14 protein-coding genes, 2 tRNA genes and 1 other RNA gene (1 of these 17 cut by a window edge) are annotated in these 19,017 nt (G+C 29.1%); 15 read left to right on the top strand and 2 right to left on the bottom strand.

The window, feature by feature from the left end:
• Positions 1-6: 6 nt before the first annotated feature.
• The 3 genes from OW730_RS01835 (at position 7) to pepF (ending at position 5,669) form a co-directional block, all read left to right on the top strand.
• Positions 7-1,839: an ABC transporter ATP-binding protein gene (locus OW730_RS01835; RefSeq protein WP_271227421.1), complete on the top strand. Its 1,833-nt coding sequence runs from the start codon at positions 7-9 to the stop codon at positions 1,837-1,839.
• Entirely contained in the window at positions 1,829-3,622 is a 1,794-nt protein-coding gene (locus tag OW730_RS01830; RefSeq protein WP_271227420.1) for an ABC transporter ATP-binding protein, read from the top strand. The genes OW730_RS01835 and OW730_RS01830 overlap by 11 nt, the downstream gene beginning before the upstream one ends.
• Before the next feature lie 256 nt (positions 3,623-3,878).
• Positions 3,879-5,669 (top strand): oligoendopeptidase F, encoded by a 1,791-nt coding sequence (gene pepF / locus OW730_RS01825; protein WP_271229499.1) that lies wholly within the window; start codon positions 3,879-3,881, stop codon positions 5,667-5,669.
• A 545-nt stretch (positions 5,670-6,214) separates the two neighbouring features.
• Here pepF and OW730_RS01820 read toward each other — a convergent pair.
• The gene (locus tag OW730_RS01820; RefSeq protein ID WP_271227419.1) at positions 6,215-7,606 is read right to left on the bottom strand and encodes a pyruvate carboxylase subunit B; all 1,392 of its coding nucleotides are present in this window, start codon (positions 7,604-7,606) and stop codon (positions 6,215-6,217) included.
• A gap of 197 nt (positions 7,607-7,803) precedes the next feature.
• Between OW730_RS01820 and OW730_RS01815 the strand changes: the two genes are divergently transcribed.
• A tRNA-Arg gene (locus OW730_RS01815) sits at positions 7,804-7,880 on the top strand.
• A 51-nt stretch (positions 7,881-7,931) separates the two neighbouring features.
• Here OW730_RS01815 and OW730_RS01810 read toward each other — a convergent pair.
• Positions 7,932-9,341 carry a VanW family protein gene (locus OW730_RS01810; protein ID WP_271227418.1) on the bottom strand — a complete coding sequence of 470 codons (1,410 nt, stop codon included), beginning with the start codon at positions 9,339-9,341 and terminating at the stop codon, positions 7,932-7,934.
• Between the two features lie 140 nt (positions 9,342-9,481).
• On the opposite strand from OW730_RS01810, the gene OW730_RS01805 reads away from it, so the two are divergent.
• From OW730_RS01805 to dnaX, 11 genes are all read left to right on the top strand, one after another.
• On the top strand, positions 9,482-9,958 hold the full coding sequence (locus OW730_RS01805; RefSeq protein ID WP_271227417.1) for a nucleoside deaminase: 477 nt from the start codon (positions 9,482-9,484) through the stop codon (positions 9,956-9,958).
• A gap of 3 nt (positions 9,959-9,961) precedes the next feature.
• Positions 9,962-10,864: a sensor histidine kinase gene (locus OW730_RS01800; RefSeq protein WP_271227416.1), complete on the top strand. Its 903-nt coding sequence runs from the start codon at positions 9,962-9,964 to the stop codon at positions 10,862-10,864.
• Positions 10,865-10,964: 100 nt separating this feature from the next.
• Positions 10,965-11,465, top strand: coding sequence for an NfeD family protein (locus tag OW730_RS01795; RefSeq protein ID WP_271227415.1), 501 nt, complete (start codon positions 10,965-10,967; stop codon positions 11,463-11,465).
• Between the two features lie 31 nt (positions 11,466-11,496).
• On the top strand, positions 11,497-12,492 hold the full coding sequence (floA, locus tag OW730_RS01790) for a flotillin-like protein FloA (protein WP_271227414.1): 996 nt from the start codon (positions 11,497-11,499) through the stop codon (positions 12,490-12,492).
• Positions 12,493-12,511: 19 nt separating this feature from the next.
• Positions 12,512-12,754 carry a hypothetical protein gene (locus OW730_RS01785; RefSeq protein WP_271227413.1) on the top strand — a complete coding sequence of 81 codons (243 nt, stop codon included), beginning with the start codon at positions 12,512-12,514 and terminating at the stop codon, positions 12,752-12,754.
• On the top strand, positions 12,755-13,486 hold the full coding sequence (locus OW730_RS01780; protein WP_271227412.1) for a LytR/AlgR family response regulator transcription factor: 732 nt from the start codon (positions 12,755-12,757) through the stop codon (positions 13,484-13,486).
• 156 nt (positions 13,487-13,642) lie between these two features.
• The gene (locus tag OW730_RS01775) at positions 13,643-15,340 is read left to right on the top strand and encodes a M3 family oligoendopeptidase (protein ID WP_271227411.1); all 1,698 of its coding nucleotides are present in this window, start codon (positions 13,643-13,645) and stop codon (positions 15,338-15,340) included.
• Between the two features lie 196 nt (positions 15,341-15,536).
• The gene (locus OW730_RS01770) at positions 15,537-16,814 is read left to right on the top strand and encodes a hypothetical protein (protein WP_271227410.1); all 1,278 of its coding nucleotides are present in this window, start codon (positions 15,537-15,539) and stop codon (positions 16,812-16,814) included.
• A 341-nt stretch (positions 16,815-17,155) separates the two neighbouring features.
• Positions 17,156-17,245: transfer RNA gene (locus OW730_RS01765), tRNA-Ser, on the top strand.
• 3 nt (positions 17,246-17,248) lie between these two features.
• Positions 17,249-17,513, top strand: an RNA gene (ffs, locus tag OW730_RS01760) — signal recognition particle sRNA large type.
• Positions 17,514-17,599: 86 nt separating this feature from the next.
• Positions 17,600-19,017, top strand: partial view of a DNA polymerase III subunit gamma/tau gene (gene dnaX, locus OW730_RS01755; RefSeq protein ID WP_271227409.1) — the 5' portion only. It continues 196 nt past the right edge of the window; 1,418 of the gene's 1,614 nt are visible here — the first part of the coding sequence; its start codon is at positions 17,600-17,602; its stop codon lies off the right edge, out of view.

Below are 19,017 nucleotides of genomic sequence, written 5' to 3'. Positions count from 1 at the left end.
ATTCTCATGGAAAATAATAAACGAAGTTTAATAGAAAATATAAAATATTTAATAGGACAAGCTTGGAAAATAGATAGAAAAATATTTTTCTACGTTACTATATTTACAATATGCGGTGCTGTAATGCCATTTATAGGTATATTTACCCCAAAGTTATTATTAGATGAGATAACAGGAGCTAAAAGAATTGAAGCTATAGTACTAATAATTGGATTAATATTTGTTATATCATCTATAGTTAATTATTTATATAACTTTACAAGTAATTTAGTACTAGTTAAGAAAATTAAACTTAAAATAAATATATCAGCTAAGTTAAGAAGAAAAGCGATGGAAATTGATTTAAAACATATTGAAGATAAAGATACATTAAACAAATATCATGCAGCCACAATGTCATGTAATTCCAATAGTATGGGTGTTGAAGGAATGTATGACAAGCTTTTTCGTATGATTGGTAGGATACTTGCTTTTGGAGGATATGCAACAATTATTCTTACATTAAGTCCTTTGGTTCTCATATATATAATTTTAAATGTTTTTATAGTCTATTTTGTTAACACTAAGGCGCGAAAGTATGAATACAGCCTAAAGGAGGAACGGGCTGAGTATGATAGAAAATGTAAATACATATATGATACTATGTCAAACTTTGCTTATGGAAAAGATATCAGGATATTTAATTTAAATGATTGGCTTTCTGATAAATTTTCCGCATTCTCTGAAAATTATGTTCATTTGATAAAAAATATAAATAATAAATATTTTAAAGCATCTTTATTAGATATAGTACTTTTAATAATAAGAGAAGGAATTGTATATGCATATTTAATTTATTGTGTTATCTATAAAAGTATGAATATAGGTGATTTTACTATGTATTTTGCCACAATAGCTGGTTTTGCAACATGGATGCAAAATATAATGGTGGATATTAGCTTTCTTAAATCTCAGAATATGTATATTAATGATTTAAGAGATTTTTTTGAAATAGATAAGAATGATGGTGAAAACAATGAAGAAAACATGTATGAGGAAGTACCTAAGGACAAACCTTATGAAATAGAGTTTAGAAATGTGGCTTTTAAATATCCACATAGTGAAAGATATATTTATGAAAATCTTTCACTAAAAATAAAAGCGGGACAGAAACTTGCCATAGTAGGAATAAATGGAGCGGGTAAAACAACTTTTATAAAGCTTTTAACAAGATTATATGAACCTACAGATGGAGAAATCCTTTTAAATGGTATAAACATAAAGAAATTTAAAAAAGAAGAGTATTTCAACCTATTTTCAGCTGTATTTCAAGAAGTGAAAATTATGGCTTTTTCAGTAGCAGAAAATGTATCATTAAAAGAGAAAGAACAAATAGACAGAGATAGAGTAGTAAACTGTATTGAAAGAGCTGATATAGCTGAAAAAATTAATTCTTTAGATAATGGAATTGATACAACACTATTAAAAATATTAGATGAAAAAGGAACAGAGCTTTCAGGAGGGGAAAATCAAAAATTATCATTAGCGAGAGCGTTATATAAAGACGGAGATATTATGGTTTTGGATGAACCTACAGCTGCACTTGATGCAATAGCAGAATATAAAACTTATTTATCATTTAATAAATTAGTTGGAAATAAAACTGCCGTTTATGTATCACATAGATTAGCAAGCACTCGATTCTGTGATGTAATTGCTTTCTTTGAAGATGGAAAAATAAAAGAATATGGTACTCATGATCAACTACTTAAAAAGAATGGAAGATACAAGGAGATGTTTGAAATACAAGCTACATATTACAAAAATGAAGTTGAAAAGGAGGTAGCATATGAAAGCTAAAAAATTCAGTTCAATACGAAAAAACTCTAGGATAATAGTACACTTTTTAAAGTTAACCCAAAGAATAGATAAGAAATATGTTCCTCTACTAGCATTATCGGCATTTTTTAAAGCGTTGATTCCATTTATTAATATAATTATGCCTAAATATATATTAGAAGAGTTATATGGACATAAGAGAATTAATGTGTTTATTATTCTTGTTTTAATTATTATAATTGGTAATGGGATTTTAAAACTTACAAATAAAGCTTTAGATACAATTATTAGAACAAAGAATGCTAAAATTATAAAAGGTTTTAATCTTATAATGGGTCAAAAGGTTATGAATTTAGATTTTGAAAAAATCGAAGACCCAGAAATACTAAATTTAAAAGAACTAGCAATGCAACCTATAAATCAGTTATCTGCTATTGATAATATGATATATTATTTTGTTGATATAGTATCACAGTTAATTATAATAATAGGTCTCGTGGGGATAATAAGCACTATGAATATCCTAATAGTTTTATTTATAATTGCCATAGTTTTGATAAATTCGTTCATATTGAAAAAATCTCAAAAAGTTCAATATGATATGTATGGTTTTTTAATACCTGTAAATAGACATGCTGAATATTATTTTAGCTTAGCACAGGATTTTTCAGTAGGTAAAGAGATTCGATTATATAATATGAGTTCATTTATTTACAATAAAATTACTAAATTTAATAAAAAGTCAATGGATTACATGGAGTCAATTTTCTCAAAGATAGGGAATTATGCAGGTATAACAAATATTTTTGTTCAATTACAATCCCTATTTGTTTATGGATACATTGCTATTAAGGTAGTGAGAGGAGATATTTCAATTGGAGATTTTATTCTTTATACTACGGCAGCTATTAAGTTTAGCACATCAATATCACAAATATTCAATACTTATGTTTCATTGACTCAAATGTGTAGATATTTAGAAAATTTTCTTAAGATGGAGAGTATATCATCAAACAATACAAAAGGTAAGAGTAAAATAGGGTTTGCAAAGGAGTACAATATAGAGTTTAAAAATGTTTATTTTAAATATCCGAGGAGTAAGGACTATACATTGAAAAATATTAATATAAAAATTAAAAATGGTGAAAAACTCTCTGTAGTAGGCTTAAATGGCGCGGGCAAAACTACCTTTATTAAACTTTTGTGCAGATTGTATGATCCAACTGAAGGAAGTATACTTTTAAACGGGGTTGATATAAGAGAATATGATTATGATGATTATATGAATTTATTATCAGTAGTATTTCAAGATTATAAACTGTTTTCTTTCTCTATAAAAGAAAATATAGCATTAGCGCAGCAAGAAGCTGCTGCAGAGATAGAAGTGGCTAATGTTTTAGAAAAGGCTGGTTTTAAAGAAGATTTACAAAAGTTGAAAAGTGGTATAAATACTTCAATTTATAAGAATTTTGATAAGAAAGGTATAGAGTTTTCAGGTGGACAAGCTCAGAAATTAGCTATGGCAAGAGCCATGTATAAAGATGCACCTATTGTTGTATTAGATGAACCAACAGCAGCACTTGATCCATTTGCAGAATTTGAGATTTACAGTAAGTTTAATGAATTGATTGGAGATAAGAGTGCTATTTTCATTTCACACAGGTTATCTAGTTGTAGGTTCTGTGATAATATAGCTGTGTTTAAAAATGGTGAAATAGTTGAATATGGAACTCATGAAGAATTGGTCAATGAAAATAGTTTTTATAATAGAATGTATCAAGCTCAGGCACAGTACTATGTTTAGAAAAAAATATTAGGGAATTGTATTAAAGTTATTTGCAATTTATTTAATTAATAAAAAAGTAGTTACTATAGATATAAGAATTTATACTAGAAACAAACTAGTTAGTTTCTAGTATAAATTATATACAATGTACAAAATATATCTCTATTCCACTTTAAAGCAATAGAAAAACATTATCATGTAAATAATTAATCACTACATGAAATAAACTAACAATAATGTTATAATTTTAATTGGAAAGAATTTAAAAGAGGTGATTAATTTGGCAAAGAACAGAAACGAAATAGATCCTAAATTTAAATGGGATATCGAAAAAATTTATGCTGATACAGAGACGTGGAATAAGGAGTTTCAAGAGATCAAAACTTTAGCGCCTAAACTTAAAGAGTATGAAGGGAAGCTAAACAATGCGGAAACATTGTATGAATTCTTACAGTTAGAGGAGAAGGTTAGCAGAAAGTTGTATCTTTTATTAATATATGCATTCCTTAAGAGTGATGAGGATACTACTCAAAATCAATATCAAGCATTAAAGAGCAAAATTCAAGCTTTTGCAGCTGAATTTGGTAGTTATGTTTCATTTATGAATCCAGAACTATTATCATTACCAGAAGGAACAATGGAAAAATTCTTAGAAGAAAAAGAAGAGTTAAAGCTTTACAAGTTCATGATTGAAGATCTTTTAAGAAATAAACCACATGTTCTTTCTCAAAAAGAAGAAGCACTATTAGCTTCAGCAGAGGATATATTTGGAGCACCACAGAATATTTATAACATATTTTCAAATGCAGACCTTAAATTCCCTCAGATTACTAATGAAGAAGGGGAAAAAGTAGACTTCACAGAGAGCAGTTACTTTAAATATATAATATCTAAAAATAGAGATGTTAGAAAAGAGGCTTTTGAAGCATTATTTGGTACATATGAGTCATTTAAAAATACAATAGCGACTTCACTAACAGCATCTACAAAAAAATTCGCATTTATGGCTAAAACTAAGAAGTTTAACAGTTCTATTGAATATGCACTAAGTCCGCTTAATATACCAGTTAGTGTATATGATAATCTTATAGAGACAATTAACAACAATTTAAATCTTCTTCATAGATATGTTGATGTTAAGAAAAAATTATTAGGTGTAGATGAGCTGCATATGTATGATCTATATGTACCTGTAATTGATGTTCCTGATATGCATATCGAATTCCAAGAAGGGGTTGATATGGTTAAAGAAGGTATTAAACCACTTGGAGAAGAATATCTTAACATATTCCAAGAAGGAATAGATAATAGATGGATAGACGTTTATGAGAATAAAGGTAAGAGAAATGGCGCATATTCGTGGGGAAGCTATGATACAATGCCATATGTACTATTAAACTATAACTTTAAGTATAATGATGTATCTACTTTAGCTCATGAGATGGGTCATTCATTACATTCATATTATTCAAGAAAAGAGCAGCCATTTGTATATTCAAATTATACTTTATTCTGTGCTGAGGTTGCATCTACAGTTAATGAATGTCTTCTTATCAATGATAGAATTTCAAAAGAAACTGATAAGAAGAAGAAATTATACTATATTAATGAACAATTAGAGCAAATTAGAGGAACTGTATTTAGACAGACTATGTTTGCTGAGTTTGAAAGAGAGACTCATAAGTTAATAGATGCTGGAACACCATTAACAAGTGAAGAGTTAAATGATATCTATTATAACCTTAATAAAAAATATTATGGTGATAAGATGGTTATTGATGATCTTATCAAAGTAGAATGGGCTAGAATACCTCATTTCTATAGAGATTTCTATGTTTATCAGTACTCAACAGGTTACTCAGCAGCTATGTCATTTACATCAGCGATTTTAAGAGATGGTGAAGAGGCAGTTGAGAGATACAAAGGATTCCTTAAGAGCGGTGGAAGTGATTACTCTATTAATATTCTTAAGAAGGCTGGAGTTGATATGACAACGACTAAGCCAGTTCAAGATACAATGGATAGATTTAAAGAGTTACTTGATATGTTAGAGGCTGAACTGTAAAAAATAATGGAGAATGGATAATGTATAATGGAAAATGATTGAGATTTCTCTACGAGAAATTTTAATCTTATTGTTCTTTGGGTAAGAAGAGTTTTACTTGTTTCATTAGAATGAAACATTATATTTAAAATACAATATTTTATCGTAGATAAAATTAGTAAAACTTTCTTTATCTAAGGAACTGTAAAATTTAGCTTCTCACGTAAGTGAGAAGCATCCATCATTATACATTATCAATTATACATTATACATTTGTTTTAAAAGCACGCAGTGCGTGCTTTTTTTTTACAAAAAAGCGAAAACAGGAAGAGGGAGATCTTCCTGTTTTCAGAGGGTTTATGATCAAATTATAGACAATAAATAATTAATAAATAAATCGTATAATTTCTTTTGTAAAATTTCTTCAACAACCTTATGAGTAAATTATAAATCTTTTCTTATATAAAAGGATTACAGAAAAGTAACAATTGATTACAGAATAATGACAATTAATAAAAACTCCAAATCTATATAAATCAATAAACAGATTTGGAGTAAAATTAATTCTATTTAATTGTTTCTGAATCAGTCATCTTTTGATATTGATCAAAAGATGGATTTTCTTTTCTATATTCAAAGTAAGTCATTGCAACTTGTGGGAATGCTAGATAAGATAGTACATCTTCGTTATTCTGAGCAATACCTTTAAGCTCTTCTTTAGCTTTTTCGAAAGCTGGTTCTAATGTATCTGCATATCTTGTAGTAAGTAGTTCTTCAGAACCAAGAGCCTTTTGCGCTAAAGCTTCATCAATCTTACCAGGAGCTTTTCCATATTCACCTTTAACGTATGCTTTAACTTCTTTTGGTATAAGCTTATATCTTTCACCAGTTAAAACATTCATAGTAGCTTGAGTTCCTACCATTTGACTCATAGGAGTAACTAATGGTGGATAACCAAGGTCTGCTCTTACTTTTGGAACTTCTGCTAGAACTGCATCTAGTTTATCAAGAGAGTTCTGAGCTGTAAGTTGAGAAATCATATTTGATAACATACCACCAGGGATTTGGTTAACAAGTCCTTCTGGTTGAGGTGTAAGAACCTTAGGATTTAATCCTCCTGATGCAAGGAATTTTTCTCTTATAGGTTTAAAGTGATTATTTATTGTTGTTAATGTATCTAAATCTAAACCAGTATCATATCCAGCTGTACTTAATGCTTGATGCATAGTTTCAGTTGGAGGTTGAGCTGTTCCACTTGAAAATGCAGATATTGAACAATCGATACCATCAATTCCAGCTTCAACAGCTTTATAATAAGTCATTTCTGCTAGTCCATTAGTACAATGTGAGTGTAAGTACACAGGAATATTAACTGCAGCCTTTATACTCTTTACAACGTCATAAGCAATACTAGGCATCATAAGACCAGCCATATCCTTAATACATATAGAATCTGCTCCCATATCTTCAAGTTGTTTAGCTAGATTTGTATAGTTATTTACATCATGAATTGGGCTAACTGTATAAACTATAGTTCCTTGAGCATGTGCACCCTGTTTTTTAGTTTCATCCATTGCAACCTTAATGTTATTAAAATCATTTAAGGCATCAAATATTCTGATTCTATCAATTCCATGATATACAGCCATTTTAATGAAATTTCTTACTACATCATCAGGATAATGTTTATATCCTAAGATGTTTTGTCCTCTTAGTAACATTTGAAGAGGTGTATTTTTAACAACTGATTTTATCTTTTTTAATCTTTCCCATGGATCTTCATTTAGATATCTTAAACAAGAATCAAATGTAGCTCCACCCCAGCATTCAATTGAATGATATCCTGCATTATCAATTTCTTTAAGAATTTGTGCAAACTCATCAAATTCCATTCTAGTTGCTATAAGAGATTGGTTGGCATCCCTTAAAATGGTCTCTGTTATATGAACTTTTCTCAATATAATCACCTCAAAATTATTAGTTTCTCTTCTTCTGCTAATTGTATTTTAGCATATTATTTTTCAAAAATCTGCAATATTTCATTTATTTTTTTGAAAAAATAATAAATTTGATTCATAAAGTGATATTTATATAAAATGCATAGTGTTGACATTAATATACTTTTATTATAAACTGTATTTTAAGGTAATAATTTGCACTCGTAGCTCAGTAGGATAGAGCGTCCCCCTCCTAAGGGGAAGGCCGGGGGTTCGATTCCTCTCGAGTGTACCAGTTAATATAAAAAGCAACCATATGATTTAGTGTCATATGGTTGCTTTTGTTTTAATTATTATGATTAAAGGGATCTCTACTCCTGAAATTATAGAATGCTGGATAGGATTTTTTAGTTCCTTGTTTAATTATTTTATCAACAGGTTTATAAAAATCTTTATGTATAAGTGTCTTATCTATAACTTGACCTCCTTTTTTTGATACAAGAAATACATCAACTTTATATCCTTTTGTTCCTTTAACATCAATTTCTTGAGAACCCATTGGACGAGTAGGATCTTTAACATATCTAGTTTTATTAGGAATAACATCTGTAACATCAGTTAATATTGAGTACTGTGTTTCAGTTAGTTTGCTGCATGAGTAAACATTGAAAGTAACAGATTTATTGTTAGTTACATAACCGGTTATCAATATAGGATATGTAAGTGTATTTATAAATTTATAATCAAGGTAATTTGAACTTACTGTAGCATCTAAACCAAGTGGAACATAGGTAGATGGTAAGGTATGATGATGACGTTCGGTAGGTAAAATATTACTTCTTAATATAGCATTGTAAAGAGTACTAGATACTTGACATATACCACCACCAATTCCGGGCACAAGTTTATTATTTATTATAACTTTCGATTCTCTGTAACCATTTGCTTCATTAACTGATCCTATTGTTTTATTAAAACTGAACTCATCTTGAGGCATTAATAAAGTGTTTGAGACTTTATTAGTAGCTAGTGTAACATTGGTTACTCTTTCTGGAGAACTTCCTGATAGTCTGGTTGTGAAAGTTGAAATTAAACCGTTAATTTGTCGTAATTCAGCAGCTGTAATCGATGGGGAGATATAGTTGATTTTAACATCTATTACAACATCCTTTACACTGCTTTTTCTGAACTGTGCTAAAGAAGTGTTTATTAGTTCTTCATAATCGATTGATTTTCCTTGTGAGTCTTCAGTAATAATAAATTTTTCATCTTCTCTTTTAATGGTGGCATTAATAGGATCACAAGAAGTCTCTTCCAAGATTTTTTTAGTGATAGTTGTAAGTGGTTTAGTATCGTATTTAACTATTAAATCATAAGTTTTGGGTTCAGGGGTTTTTATTAAATTATATTTGTTAAATAAACTTAAATCTTTCCCGTATGATAGCGCTAGGTCAATTGTTTCTTCATAATTAAATTCAGGGTTTAAATCACTTAATCTTAAAGAGTATTCCTTATCTTCAACTAAATATGTAACTTTACGTTCAATCACTTCATGTTCAAAGTGAGATTGTATCTTTTGGATTGCTGAATTCTTGTCTAGAGAAGATACATCTATACCGTTTATATTTACTCCGGGATAGATTAAAGCATTGTAATTGTTAATGGTGGAAGTAACATATAAATAATAGGAGAATATTATTAAAAATATTGGTATAATTATAATAATAATCAATTTAAAAGGAGATAATTTTTTCATAATCATTAGTATCCTTTCATATATGAGATAAGTAGCAAATAAACTAAGAAATAAATTTATATAATTATTTTATTGTATAAGGTAATAAAATATTTATAAATTTTGATGGAAATATATAAAATTAAGGAATGACAAGTTTTATGAATAAAAATGAAAAATTAGATATACATAAGAAATTTATGCAGGAGGCATATAAAGAAGCGATTATAGCAAGGGATAAAGATGAGGTTCCTGTGGGGGCTGTTATTGTAAGAAATTGTGATAAAGTTATTATTGCTAGAGGACATAATAGTAAAGAGCGTGAGAAAAATTCACTATTACATGCTGAAATAATTGCCATTAATAAGGCAAGTCAATTTTTAAATGAATGGAGATTATCAGATTGCAGTATGTATGTTACATTAGAACCTTGTCCAATGTGTGCAGGGGCTATAGTACAAGCGAGAATTAAAGATTTATATATTGGAACCTTTGATGAGAGAACAGGTGCATGTGGCTCTGTTGTTAATATAACACAAAATGAAAACTTTAATCATTGGGTTAATGTAAATTGGATGTATGATACTGAATGTAGTGAATTAATTACAAATTTCTTTAGGACTAAGAGGGGGAAATAGGACTTGAAGATTAGAAGGTTTTTCAAAATTCAAACATTAAATATTGATAAAGCTAGAAAACTTCTTATAGCAGTTAATTTTATAGAGATATTTACTATTATCATGTTATGGATATATTATAAATCAAATATAATTGGAGAGTTATCAGAAAGAAAAGCAAATATAGTGGGTTATTTAGTTATATTATTTTCAGCTATTATAATTATTAATGTAATAATTAGTGTAAGAAATATTTGGGTAATATCTATATCTAAAAAGGAAGTAGAGATTCAAAAGGCTAATATTCAAAGGATTAATCAGTTAAATAATACTTTAAGAGGGCAAAGACATGATTTTTTAAATAATCTTCAGGTTGTATATTCATTAATTCAGATGGGGGAATTTGAAGATTCTAAGGAATATATTGAAGAAGTATATAAAGATATAAAGAAAGTAAGTAAAATACTTAGAACATCAAATGCAGCTATAAATGCTTTAATACAAGCTAAAATAGTAGATGCAGAAGAAAAAAATATAAATATGTCTTTAAAAATAAGTTCAAGACTTGATTATATAAAGAACAGGTCTTGGGAGATATGCAGGATTCTTAGTAATTTATTGGATAACGCCATTTATGAATTAAATAATTGTGATATAGATAACAAAAGTATAACCCTAGAAATTTACGAGGAATTAAGTTGGTATATATTTAATGTGAAGAATACAGGTCCTAAAATTGATGAAAAAATATTAAATAGAATATTTGAACCTAGTTTTACAACCAAGGGAAGTAAGGGTCAAGGAATGGGACTAGCAATAGTTAAAGAAATTATTGAAAATCAAAAAGGTACAATTGTTGTAAGAAGTGATAATGAGGGAACTTCTTTTAAATTTAAAATACCTATTAACTTTGAAGTGGAACAATAGACAGTTTAGTTTGAAAAATGATGTTTAAGGAGAAAATCTATTAAGCATCATTTTAGTTTAATATATAATAAAAGTAAGTTAAATAGGAGGTGATAATAAATTGTTAGATATTATAGTAAGTTTCTTTGGTAGTCTTACTACGGTAGCATGGATATTATTATTAGCTGGTTTATTGGGTATAGTACTAGAGATATTTACACCAGGATTTGGTGTCTTTGGAGCACTTGGTATTATAAGTGTTATTATTAGTATCTTATTAACATCCAATAGTATTTTTCAAGCACTAATAATGTTTATCCTATTAGCAATGTTTATTGGAGTTGTCATAACCATAATAGTACACCTCGCCAGGAAGGGTAAACTGGGCAAAGGTATAATATTAGAAAACACAGTGAATGAAAAAGGGATAAATAAAGAGGATATGCAATTCTTTGTAGGTAAAATAGCAGAGACATTAACAACTCTAAGACCAGCTGGATCAATTAGCATAGATGGAGTTAAACTAGATGCTGTTGCTGATGGTGGATTCATTGAAAAGGGGAAGAAAGTTGAAGTTATAAGAGTTGACGGAATAAGAATTGTTGTAAAAGAAAAAAATTAATAGATTAAATGAAATTTGAGGAGGATGTAATATGCCAGGTACAGGAATATTTGGATTAATAGTAGGGATAGCAATTTTATTTTTTATAATAGCTATATTTTTCAGTTTTATACCACTTGGATTATGGATTTCAGCTATAGCTGCAGGAGTAAAAGTTAGTTTAGGTTCACTTATTGGTATGAGATTAAGAAAGGTAAGACCAGCAAAAATTATTAATCCCTTAATAAAAGGTAATAAAGCAGGTTTAAATCTTTCAACTGATATGTTAGAGAGTCACTACCTTGCAGGTGGAGATGTAAATAAGGTTGTTGATGCATTAATAGCGGCTGAAAGAGCTAATATAGAGCTAGGATTTGATAAAGCAACAGCTATTGATTTAGCAGGTAGAGATGTATTACAAGCTGTTAAAACAAGTGTTACACCAAAGGTTATAGAAACACCATTAGTTGCAGCAATTGCTAAGGATGGTATTGAGCTTAATGCTAAGGCTAGAGTTACAGTTAGAACTAATATAGATAGACTTATAGGTGGAGCTGGTGAAGATACAATCATTGCCAGAGTTGGTGAAGGTATTGTTACTACAGTTGGTTCTTCAGAACTTCATAAAGATGTATTAGAAAATCCAGATAGAATATCTAAGACAATATTAGAAAAAGGGTTAGATTCAGGTACTGCATTTGAAATTCTATCAATAGATATAGCTGATGTAGATGTTGGAAGAAACGTTGGAGCAAAATTACAAATTGATCAAGCACAAGCAGATAAGAAGATTGCACAAGCTAAAGCTGAGGTTAGAAGAGCGATGGCGGTTGCAAAAGAGCAAGAGATGAAGGCTCAGGTAGAAGAAATGAGAGCTAAGGTTGTTGAAGCTGAAGCACAAGTACCAAAAGCTATGGCAGAGGCTCTTGTAAAAGGAAATTTAGGAGTTATGGATTATTATAATATGAAAAATGTTATAGCAGATACAGATATGAGAAAATCTTTATCTAATTTAAGTGATGATCAAGAATCTTCAATTGAAGAATAATTGAAATTAGGTGTTAAATATGAGTGAAAAAAATATTAATAACAATGAGATATCCTATGATAAAGATGATATTTTGAAGGAAATTGAAAAAGAATTAAGAAAAAATAAAGAATTAAAAGTCGATGATTCAAATGATATTACTGAGCAATCAAAGGGCACTAATAGAAATAAAAAAATTAATAAGATTCTAAGTAATAAAAATGACCTAGTGAAGGGAATATTATTAAGTGAAATATTAGGTAAACCAAAAGGACGAAGATAAATGATAAAGGTATTAATTGTGGATGATGATTTTGGAATGAGGAGAGTGCTTAGAAAAGCACTCTCTAAAAATGAAAATTTTAAAGTAATTGGTGAAGCTGAAAATGGGGTTGTGGGTATTGAATTATTCAAAGAAGATAAACCTGATGTTGTGTTCATGGATATAGAAATGCCGGAAATGTCTGGGTGTGAATGTGCAAAAAGAATATTTGATATAAATCCTAAAACAAAAATAATTTTTGCAACGGCTTATGAAGGGTTCATGCAAGAGGCTTTTGATGTATATGCTTTTGATTATTTAGTTAAACCATTTGATATGGAGAGGCTTAATAATACTATTACAAGACTAATCGAAGTTTGTAATGATATTCATGGGGAAGATGTAAGAAAGGCTACAAATACAGAAAAAAGCAAGTTAATTATTAAAAATAAAGATGGTATGCAGCTAATCGATGTTGAAGATATAATTATTATTCAGAGGGAAGATGGAAACACTGTTATTTATACTCAGAAAGATAAGGTGATTACAACAGAGAGTTTAGGTCATATAGAGGAAAGATTGGATGTTAATAAATTCATGAGAACCCATAAGTCATATATCGTAAATATATCAAGAATTACTAATATATATCCTTACGGTAGATGGACGTATATACTTAAATTCGGTAACTTTGAAGTTGATGCTTTAATAACCCACAAGAAATTCAGTGAATTAGAACAGTTTTTTAATTAATATTTGACCAATTAAAAGTATAAAAATGAAAAAACTACTATTATTTTAGTAGTTTTTATTTTTTTAACATTATTTTTAGAAAATTATGATAAAATCATATGTAGAGATTTAATTATTATTAATAGAATGAGATTCATTCTACACAGGAGGTTGAGTATGATTAAATTTAAAGATTACAAATACACTAGACCTGATATGGAACAAGTTAAGGGTGAAATGGAATCTTTGATTAGTGAATTTAAGGCAGCTAATGATTTTAAAGCTCAGAATGAAACTATGAAAAAGATTATTACTTTAAGAAATGAAGTAGAATCAATGAATGAGCTTGTAGGAATAAGATACACAATTGATACAACTGATGAGTTCTATGAAAAGGAACAAGATTTCATAGATGAAGCTATGCCTTTGTACGAAGGGGTTGTAAATCAATACTATGAAGCTTTAATTAATTCAAGATTTAGAAAAGAACTTGAGCAAAAGTGGGGCAAACAATTATTTAATTTAGCAGAAATGTCTATAAAAACATTTAAGCCTGAGATTATTCAGGACTTACAGAGCGAAAATAAGCTTGTGAGTGAATACACTAAGCTGAAAGCATCAGCAAAAATTATGTTTGATGGAGAAGAAAAAAATCTATCTCAGATGGGACCATATGCTCAATCACAAGATAGAGAAGAAAGAAAAGCTGCTACTGAAGCAGTTGCCAATTTCTTTAAAGAAAATGAAAGTAAATTTGATGAAATTTATGATAAATTGGTTAAAGTTAGACATAAAATTGCTACCACTCTTGGGTATGACAATTACGTTAAATTAGGTTATATGAGAATGATGAGATCAGATTATGACTCAAATATGGTAGCGAATTATAGAAAGCAAGTACTTGAACATATCGTTCCAGTAGCTGTTGAACTTAAGAAACGTCAAGCTGAGAGATTAGGATTAGATTCTCTTAAATTTTATGATGAGGCTTTAGAATTTACAACAGGAAATGCTATACCAAAAGGAAATCCTGAGTGGATTGTTAACAATGGTAAGAAAATGTATGACCAATTATCTTCAGAGACATCAGAATTCTTTAATTTCATGTTAGAGAGAGAGCTTTTAGATTTAGTTAGTAAAAAAGGAAAAGCTGGTGGAGGATATTGTACGTATATAAGTAAATACAAGTCTCCGTTTATATTTTCTAATTTTAATGGGACTTCAGGAGATGTTGATGTTTTAACTCATGAAGCTGGACATGCATTCCAAGTATATTGCAGTAGAGTATACGAGGTACCAGAGTACGGATTCCCAACATATGAAGCGTGTGAGATACATTCAATGAGTATGGAATTCTTTACTTGGCCTTGGATGAATCTATTCTTTGAAGAGGATGAACTAAAGTATAAGTTTGCACACTTAAGTGGGGCGTTAACATTTATTCCTTATGGTGTAACTGTTGATGAGTTCCAGCATTTTGTATATGAGAACCCTGAAGCAACTCCAGAAGAGAGAAAAACAAAATGGAGAGAGATTGAGAAGAAGTATCTACCAGATAGAGATTATGAAGATAATGATATATTAAATAGAGGTGGATATTGGTTCAGACAAGGACATATATTCTCAACACCATTCTATTATATAGATTATACACTTGCGCAAGTATGTGCCTTCCAATTCTGGGTTAAATCTAATCAGAATAGAGAAGGAGCATGGAATGATTATTTAACATTATGTAAGGCCGGAGGAAGTAAACCTTTCTTAGAACTTGTAGAGTTAGCAAATCTGAAAAATCCATTTGAAGATGGAACAATTGAGTTTGTAATTCCAGAAATAAAGAATTGGCTTAATGACGTAAAAGATAAAGAGTTATAAGTTTATTAATAAAGAAAAGATTACTTGAAGTAGTCTTTTCTTTTTTGAGTAAGTTTCATATTGGTATTAATCTACAAATAAAGATTTCTTCAAATTCAACGATAATTAAAAATAGAATAGTTAAGAGAATGAAGGAGTTTAATATATATTTAATGAATTATTATATAATATTAAATTAATATGAGGGGTAAATACTATGAGAGGTAAGAAATTTAGTAAGTTATTATTGATAGGATTATTATCTATAACAATGTTAAGTTCTTGTGGCAAAAATAGTGAAAATACGAATAAAAATAACACTTCTAATAATGAAACACAAACTGAGGGCAGTACTGATGAAAATAGTAACAATATAGATAGTGAAAAAGAAAATGAAAATGAAAAGGAAACTGAAGAGAAGCCTAAAAGTGAAGAAGAACTTAAGAAAGAAGCAGAATTATTACAAAAAGAAGAAGAAGCACAACGTCTTGCTACTATTGAGTATATTAACAAGCTTAGAAGTGATAAATTTGATAATTTAATGAAAGAAATAAATGCAGAAAGAGAAAAATCTAATTCTGATTTATATAAAGGCTTAAGTGAGAAATATTTATTTGATATTTTAGATAAAAGTTATAATGAAGAACTTGCCATAATTAATAATGAAAAAAACAATGAGTTGGATCTAATTGAAAAAAACTATGAAGATAATTTAAAGGATATACAACAAAAAGAAGAAATCCAACTTAACCAAATAAAAGATGAATATGATGTCATGCTAAATACTATTGAACTTAATTATGAAGCGAAAAAGAAAAAGATTGAACAAGAATATGAAGCGGCAAAAGCTAATATCAATAATAAGAATGATATAGAAAATGGCGATGATGAAGATGATGGCGGTTTCGATTATGATTTTGGCTATGATGATGCGTCAGAATCAGAAGAAACCAGTGAATTTGATGAGGCATTAAAGCAGTTGAAGCAAGATAAAGAAGAGAAACTGTTTAAAGTAGAAAAAGATAAAATAGAAGAAGAATATTTAGCACAAGAAAACAAGAATAATAAAGAAGCGGATGCAAGTAAGAAAAAAATAAATGAATTAGCTCAATTAGAGCAAAACAAAATTAATGATATAAATAATATTGAGAAGGTAAATAAATCTAAAGAAGATAAATTAAAAAGCAAATATGATAATAAAAAACAGCAAATAAGCAGTATATTAAAAGAATTTATTTCAGAAGTAGAGAAAGAAAATGAAGTAAGAAGTAATAAAATTTATGAGTTAGTTAGTGGAATTAAAAGTACTTATAGCTTAAGAGTTGAACAAATGAGTAACTTCGAAAGCAAGGATAGCACATCGTGGGAACCTATATTGAATAATGAATTAAAAGAATTAAAACAAGCATATACAGAGAATGATAAAAAGTTCAATAAAAATTCAGGATCAATCAGATTCATTTATAAAGCAAAGGTCGATAATTTACTAAAGTAGTTGAATTATAAAATAAAACAAGGGTTTTTATACCTTGTTTTATTTTTTTTTGTAAAAATCAACTTGAAAATAATCAGAATATGTTATAAAATGTTTTTATAGAGATTTAATTTGAAATTTAATTTAATTAAAAAAATATCAACTTAAATCTAATATTATGACATAAACTCTAATAGAGTTTATATATAGACATAGGAATTTTTTATTCCTATCCCCCTATAATCCATATTCCATAAACTTTTGGGTACCTAAAAATGGTATCCCTTTTTTTTCTAAGGATTTAAAACTTGCAATTATATATTATTGATAGTATAATTGTGTTTGTATTAAAAAATCAATGTGGAAAGATGTCTGAGAGGTCGAAGGAGCACGCTTGGAACGCGTGTGTAGGGGAAACTCTACCGAGGGTTCGAATCCCTCTCTTTCCGCCAATGCCGTACTAGTTGGGGAGTTAGCGGTGCCCTGTAACCTGCAATCCGCTCTAGCAGGAATGAATTCCTTACCTAGGCTAGTGCTTGTATGGTCTGGCCTACATAAGTGGCGTTGACGATTGGGCCCTGTGCAACAGAGACTTGTGAACCTCGTCAGGTCCGGAAGGAAGCAGCGATAAGCAAGCCCCTCTGTGTGACGCAGGATAACCTGATCCGAGTTAACTGTGTAGGTAACGCTTATAAGTACTAGTCAAAGTAAGGTGTACGGTTTAAATTGCTAGATAACTCGACTTAAAGGTCGAGTTTTTTTGTATACATTTATATATTAAATCTAAAAAATTAGAGGTGAGGAAAATGGCATATACTGCATTATATAGAGAGTGGAGACCTAGAATATTTAGCGATGTAGTTGGTCAACAACATGTAACTGTTACGCTAAAAAACCAAATAAAAAATAATAAAATTGCCCATGCGTATTTATTATGTGGTACTAGGGGGACAGGAAAGACATCTACAGCAAAAGTATTAGCTAAAGCTGTAAATTGTTTGAATTCACAAGATGGTGAGCCTTGTAATGAATGTGATATGTGCAAAAAGATAAATTCAGGTACTGCTATAGATGTTACTGAATTAGATGCTGCATCAAATAATAGAGTTGAAAATATTAGAGAATTAATTGATGAAGTTCAATATCCTCCTCAAGAAGCTAAGTTTAAAGTTTATATAATTGATGAGGTTCATATGTTATCAATAGGGGCAGTTAATGCATTTCTTAAGACTCTTGAAGAACCACCATCATATGTAATCTTTATTCTAGCAACAACAGATCCTCAAAAGCTTCCTATAACTATACTTTCAAGATGTCAGAGATTTGAATTTAAAAGAATCAAAAGTCAAATTATTTTTAAAAGCCTGAGAAAAATAATAGATGAAATAGGAATATACGCAGATGATATGAGTTTAAAGCTTATTGCTAGAATTTGTGATGGAGCCATGAGAGATGCTCAAAGTATACTAGATCAAGTAATATCTATGAGTGGAGATTCTGTTGAATATGAGAAAGTAATAGATATCTTAGGTTTTGTAACTAATGATAGCATGGTTAGAATAATTGATAGAGTAATTGATAAAGATATTGAAGGTGCTATAAAGGAAATTGATAATATTATAGAGAACGGTAAAGATATATATATCTTTATTAAAGATTTAATAATGCACCTTAGAAATGTATTGATTAGTAAAATTAGTGATAATCCAGAAGAAATATTGGATCTTTCAAGAGAAAATATTGAGATAATAAAAGATCAAGGTACCAAAATTAGAGTAGAAGAAATTATGAGATATATTAATATTCTTCAAGAGGCAGAAGAACAATGTAAATGGAGCAGACAAGGAAGAATATTTTTAGAACTAGCACTAATTAAATTAATAAAGATTGAATATGATACGTCAAATGAGGTTATATTATCTAGATTAAATAAATTAGAAGAAAAAATTAATAGTGGAAATATCACTATAACAAATGCAACTGTGAATAAAACAAATCATAATGGAAATGCTGCTAAAGTTAAGAAGAATGTTAAAGAAGTTATTAATTACTCAAACATTCCTGTAAACACTGATTCCAAAATTACACTTGATGATATAAAGAAAAAATGGAAGAGTATTTTAGATTTATTTAAAGCAAGAAGAAAAATGGTTATATATGCTGCACTATTTACTGGAAAACCCATAATGTGTAGTAATGGAGTTATAGAAATAAGTTACGAGAA

This window comes from Oceanirhabdus sp. W0125-5 (assembly GCF_027938815.1).
In the GTDB taxonomy this organism is placed as follows: domain Bacteria; phylum Bacillota; class Clostridia; order Clostridiales; family Clostridiaceae; genus Oceanirhabdus.
The sequence above is the reverse complement of the archived record's forward strand: the minus strand, read 5'-3'. Positions and strand labels throughout refer to the sequence as shown.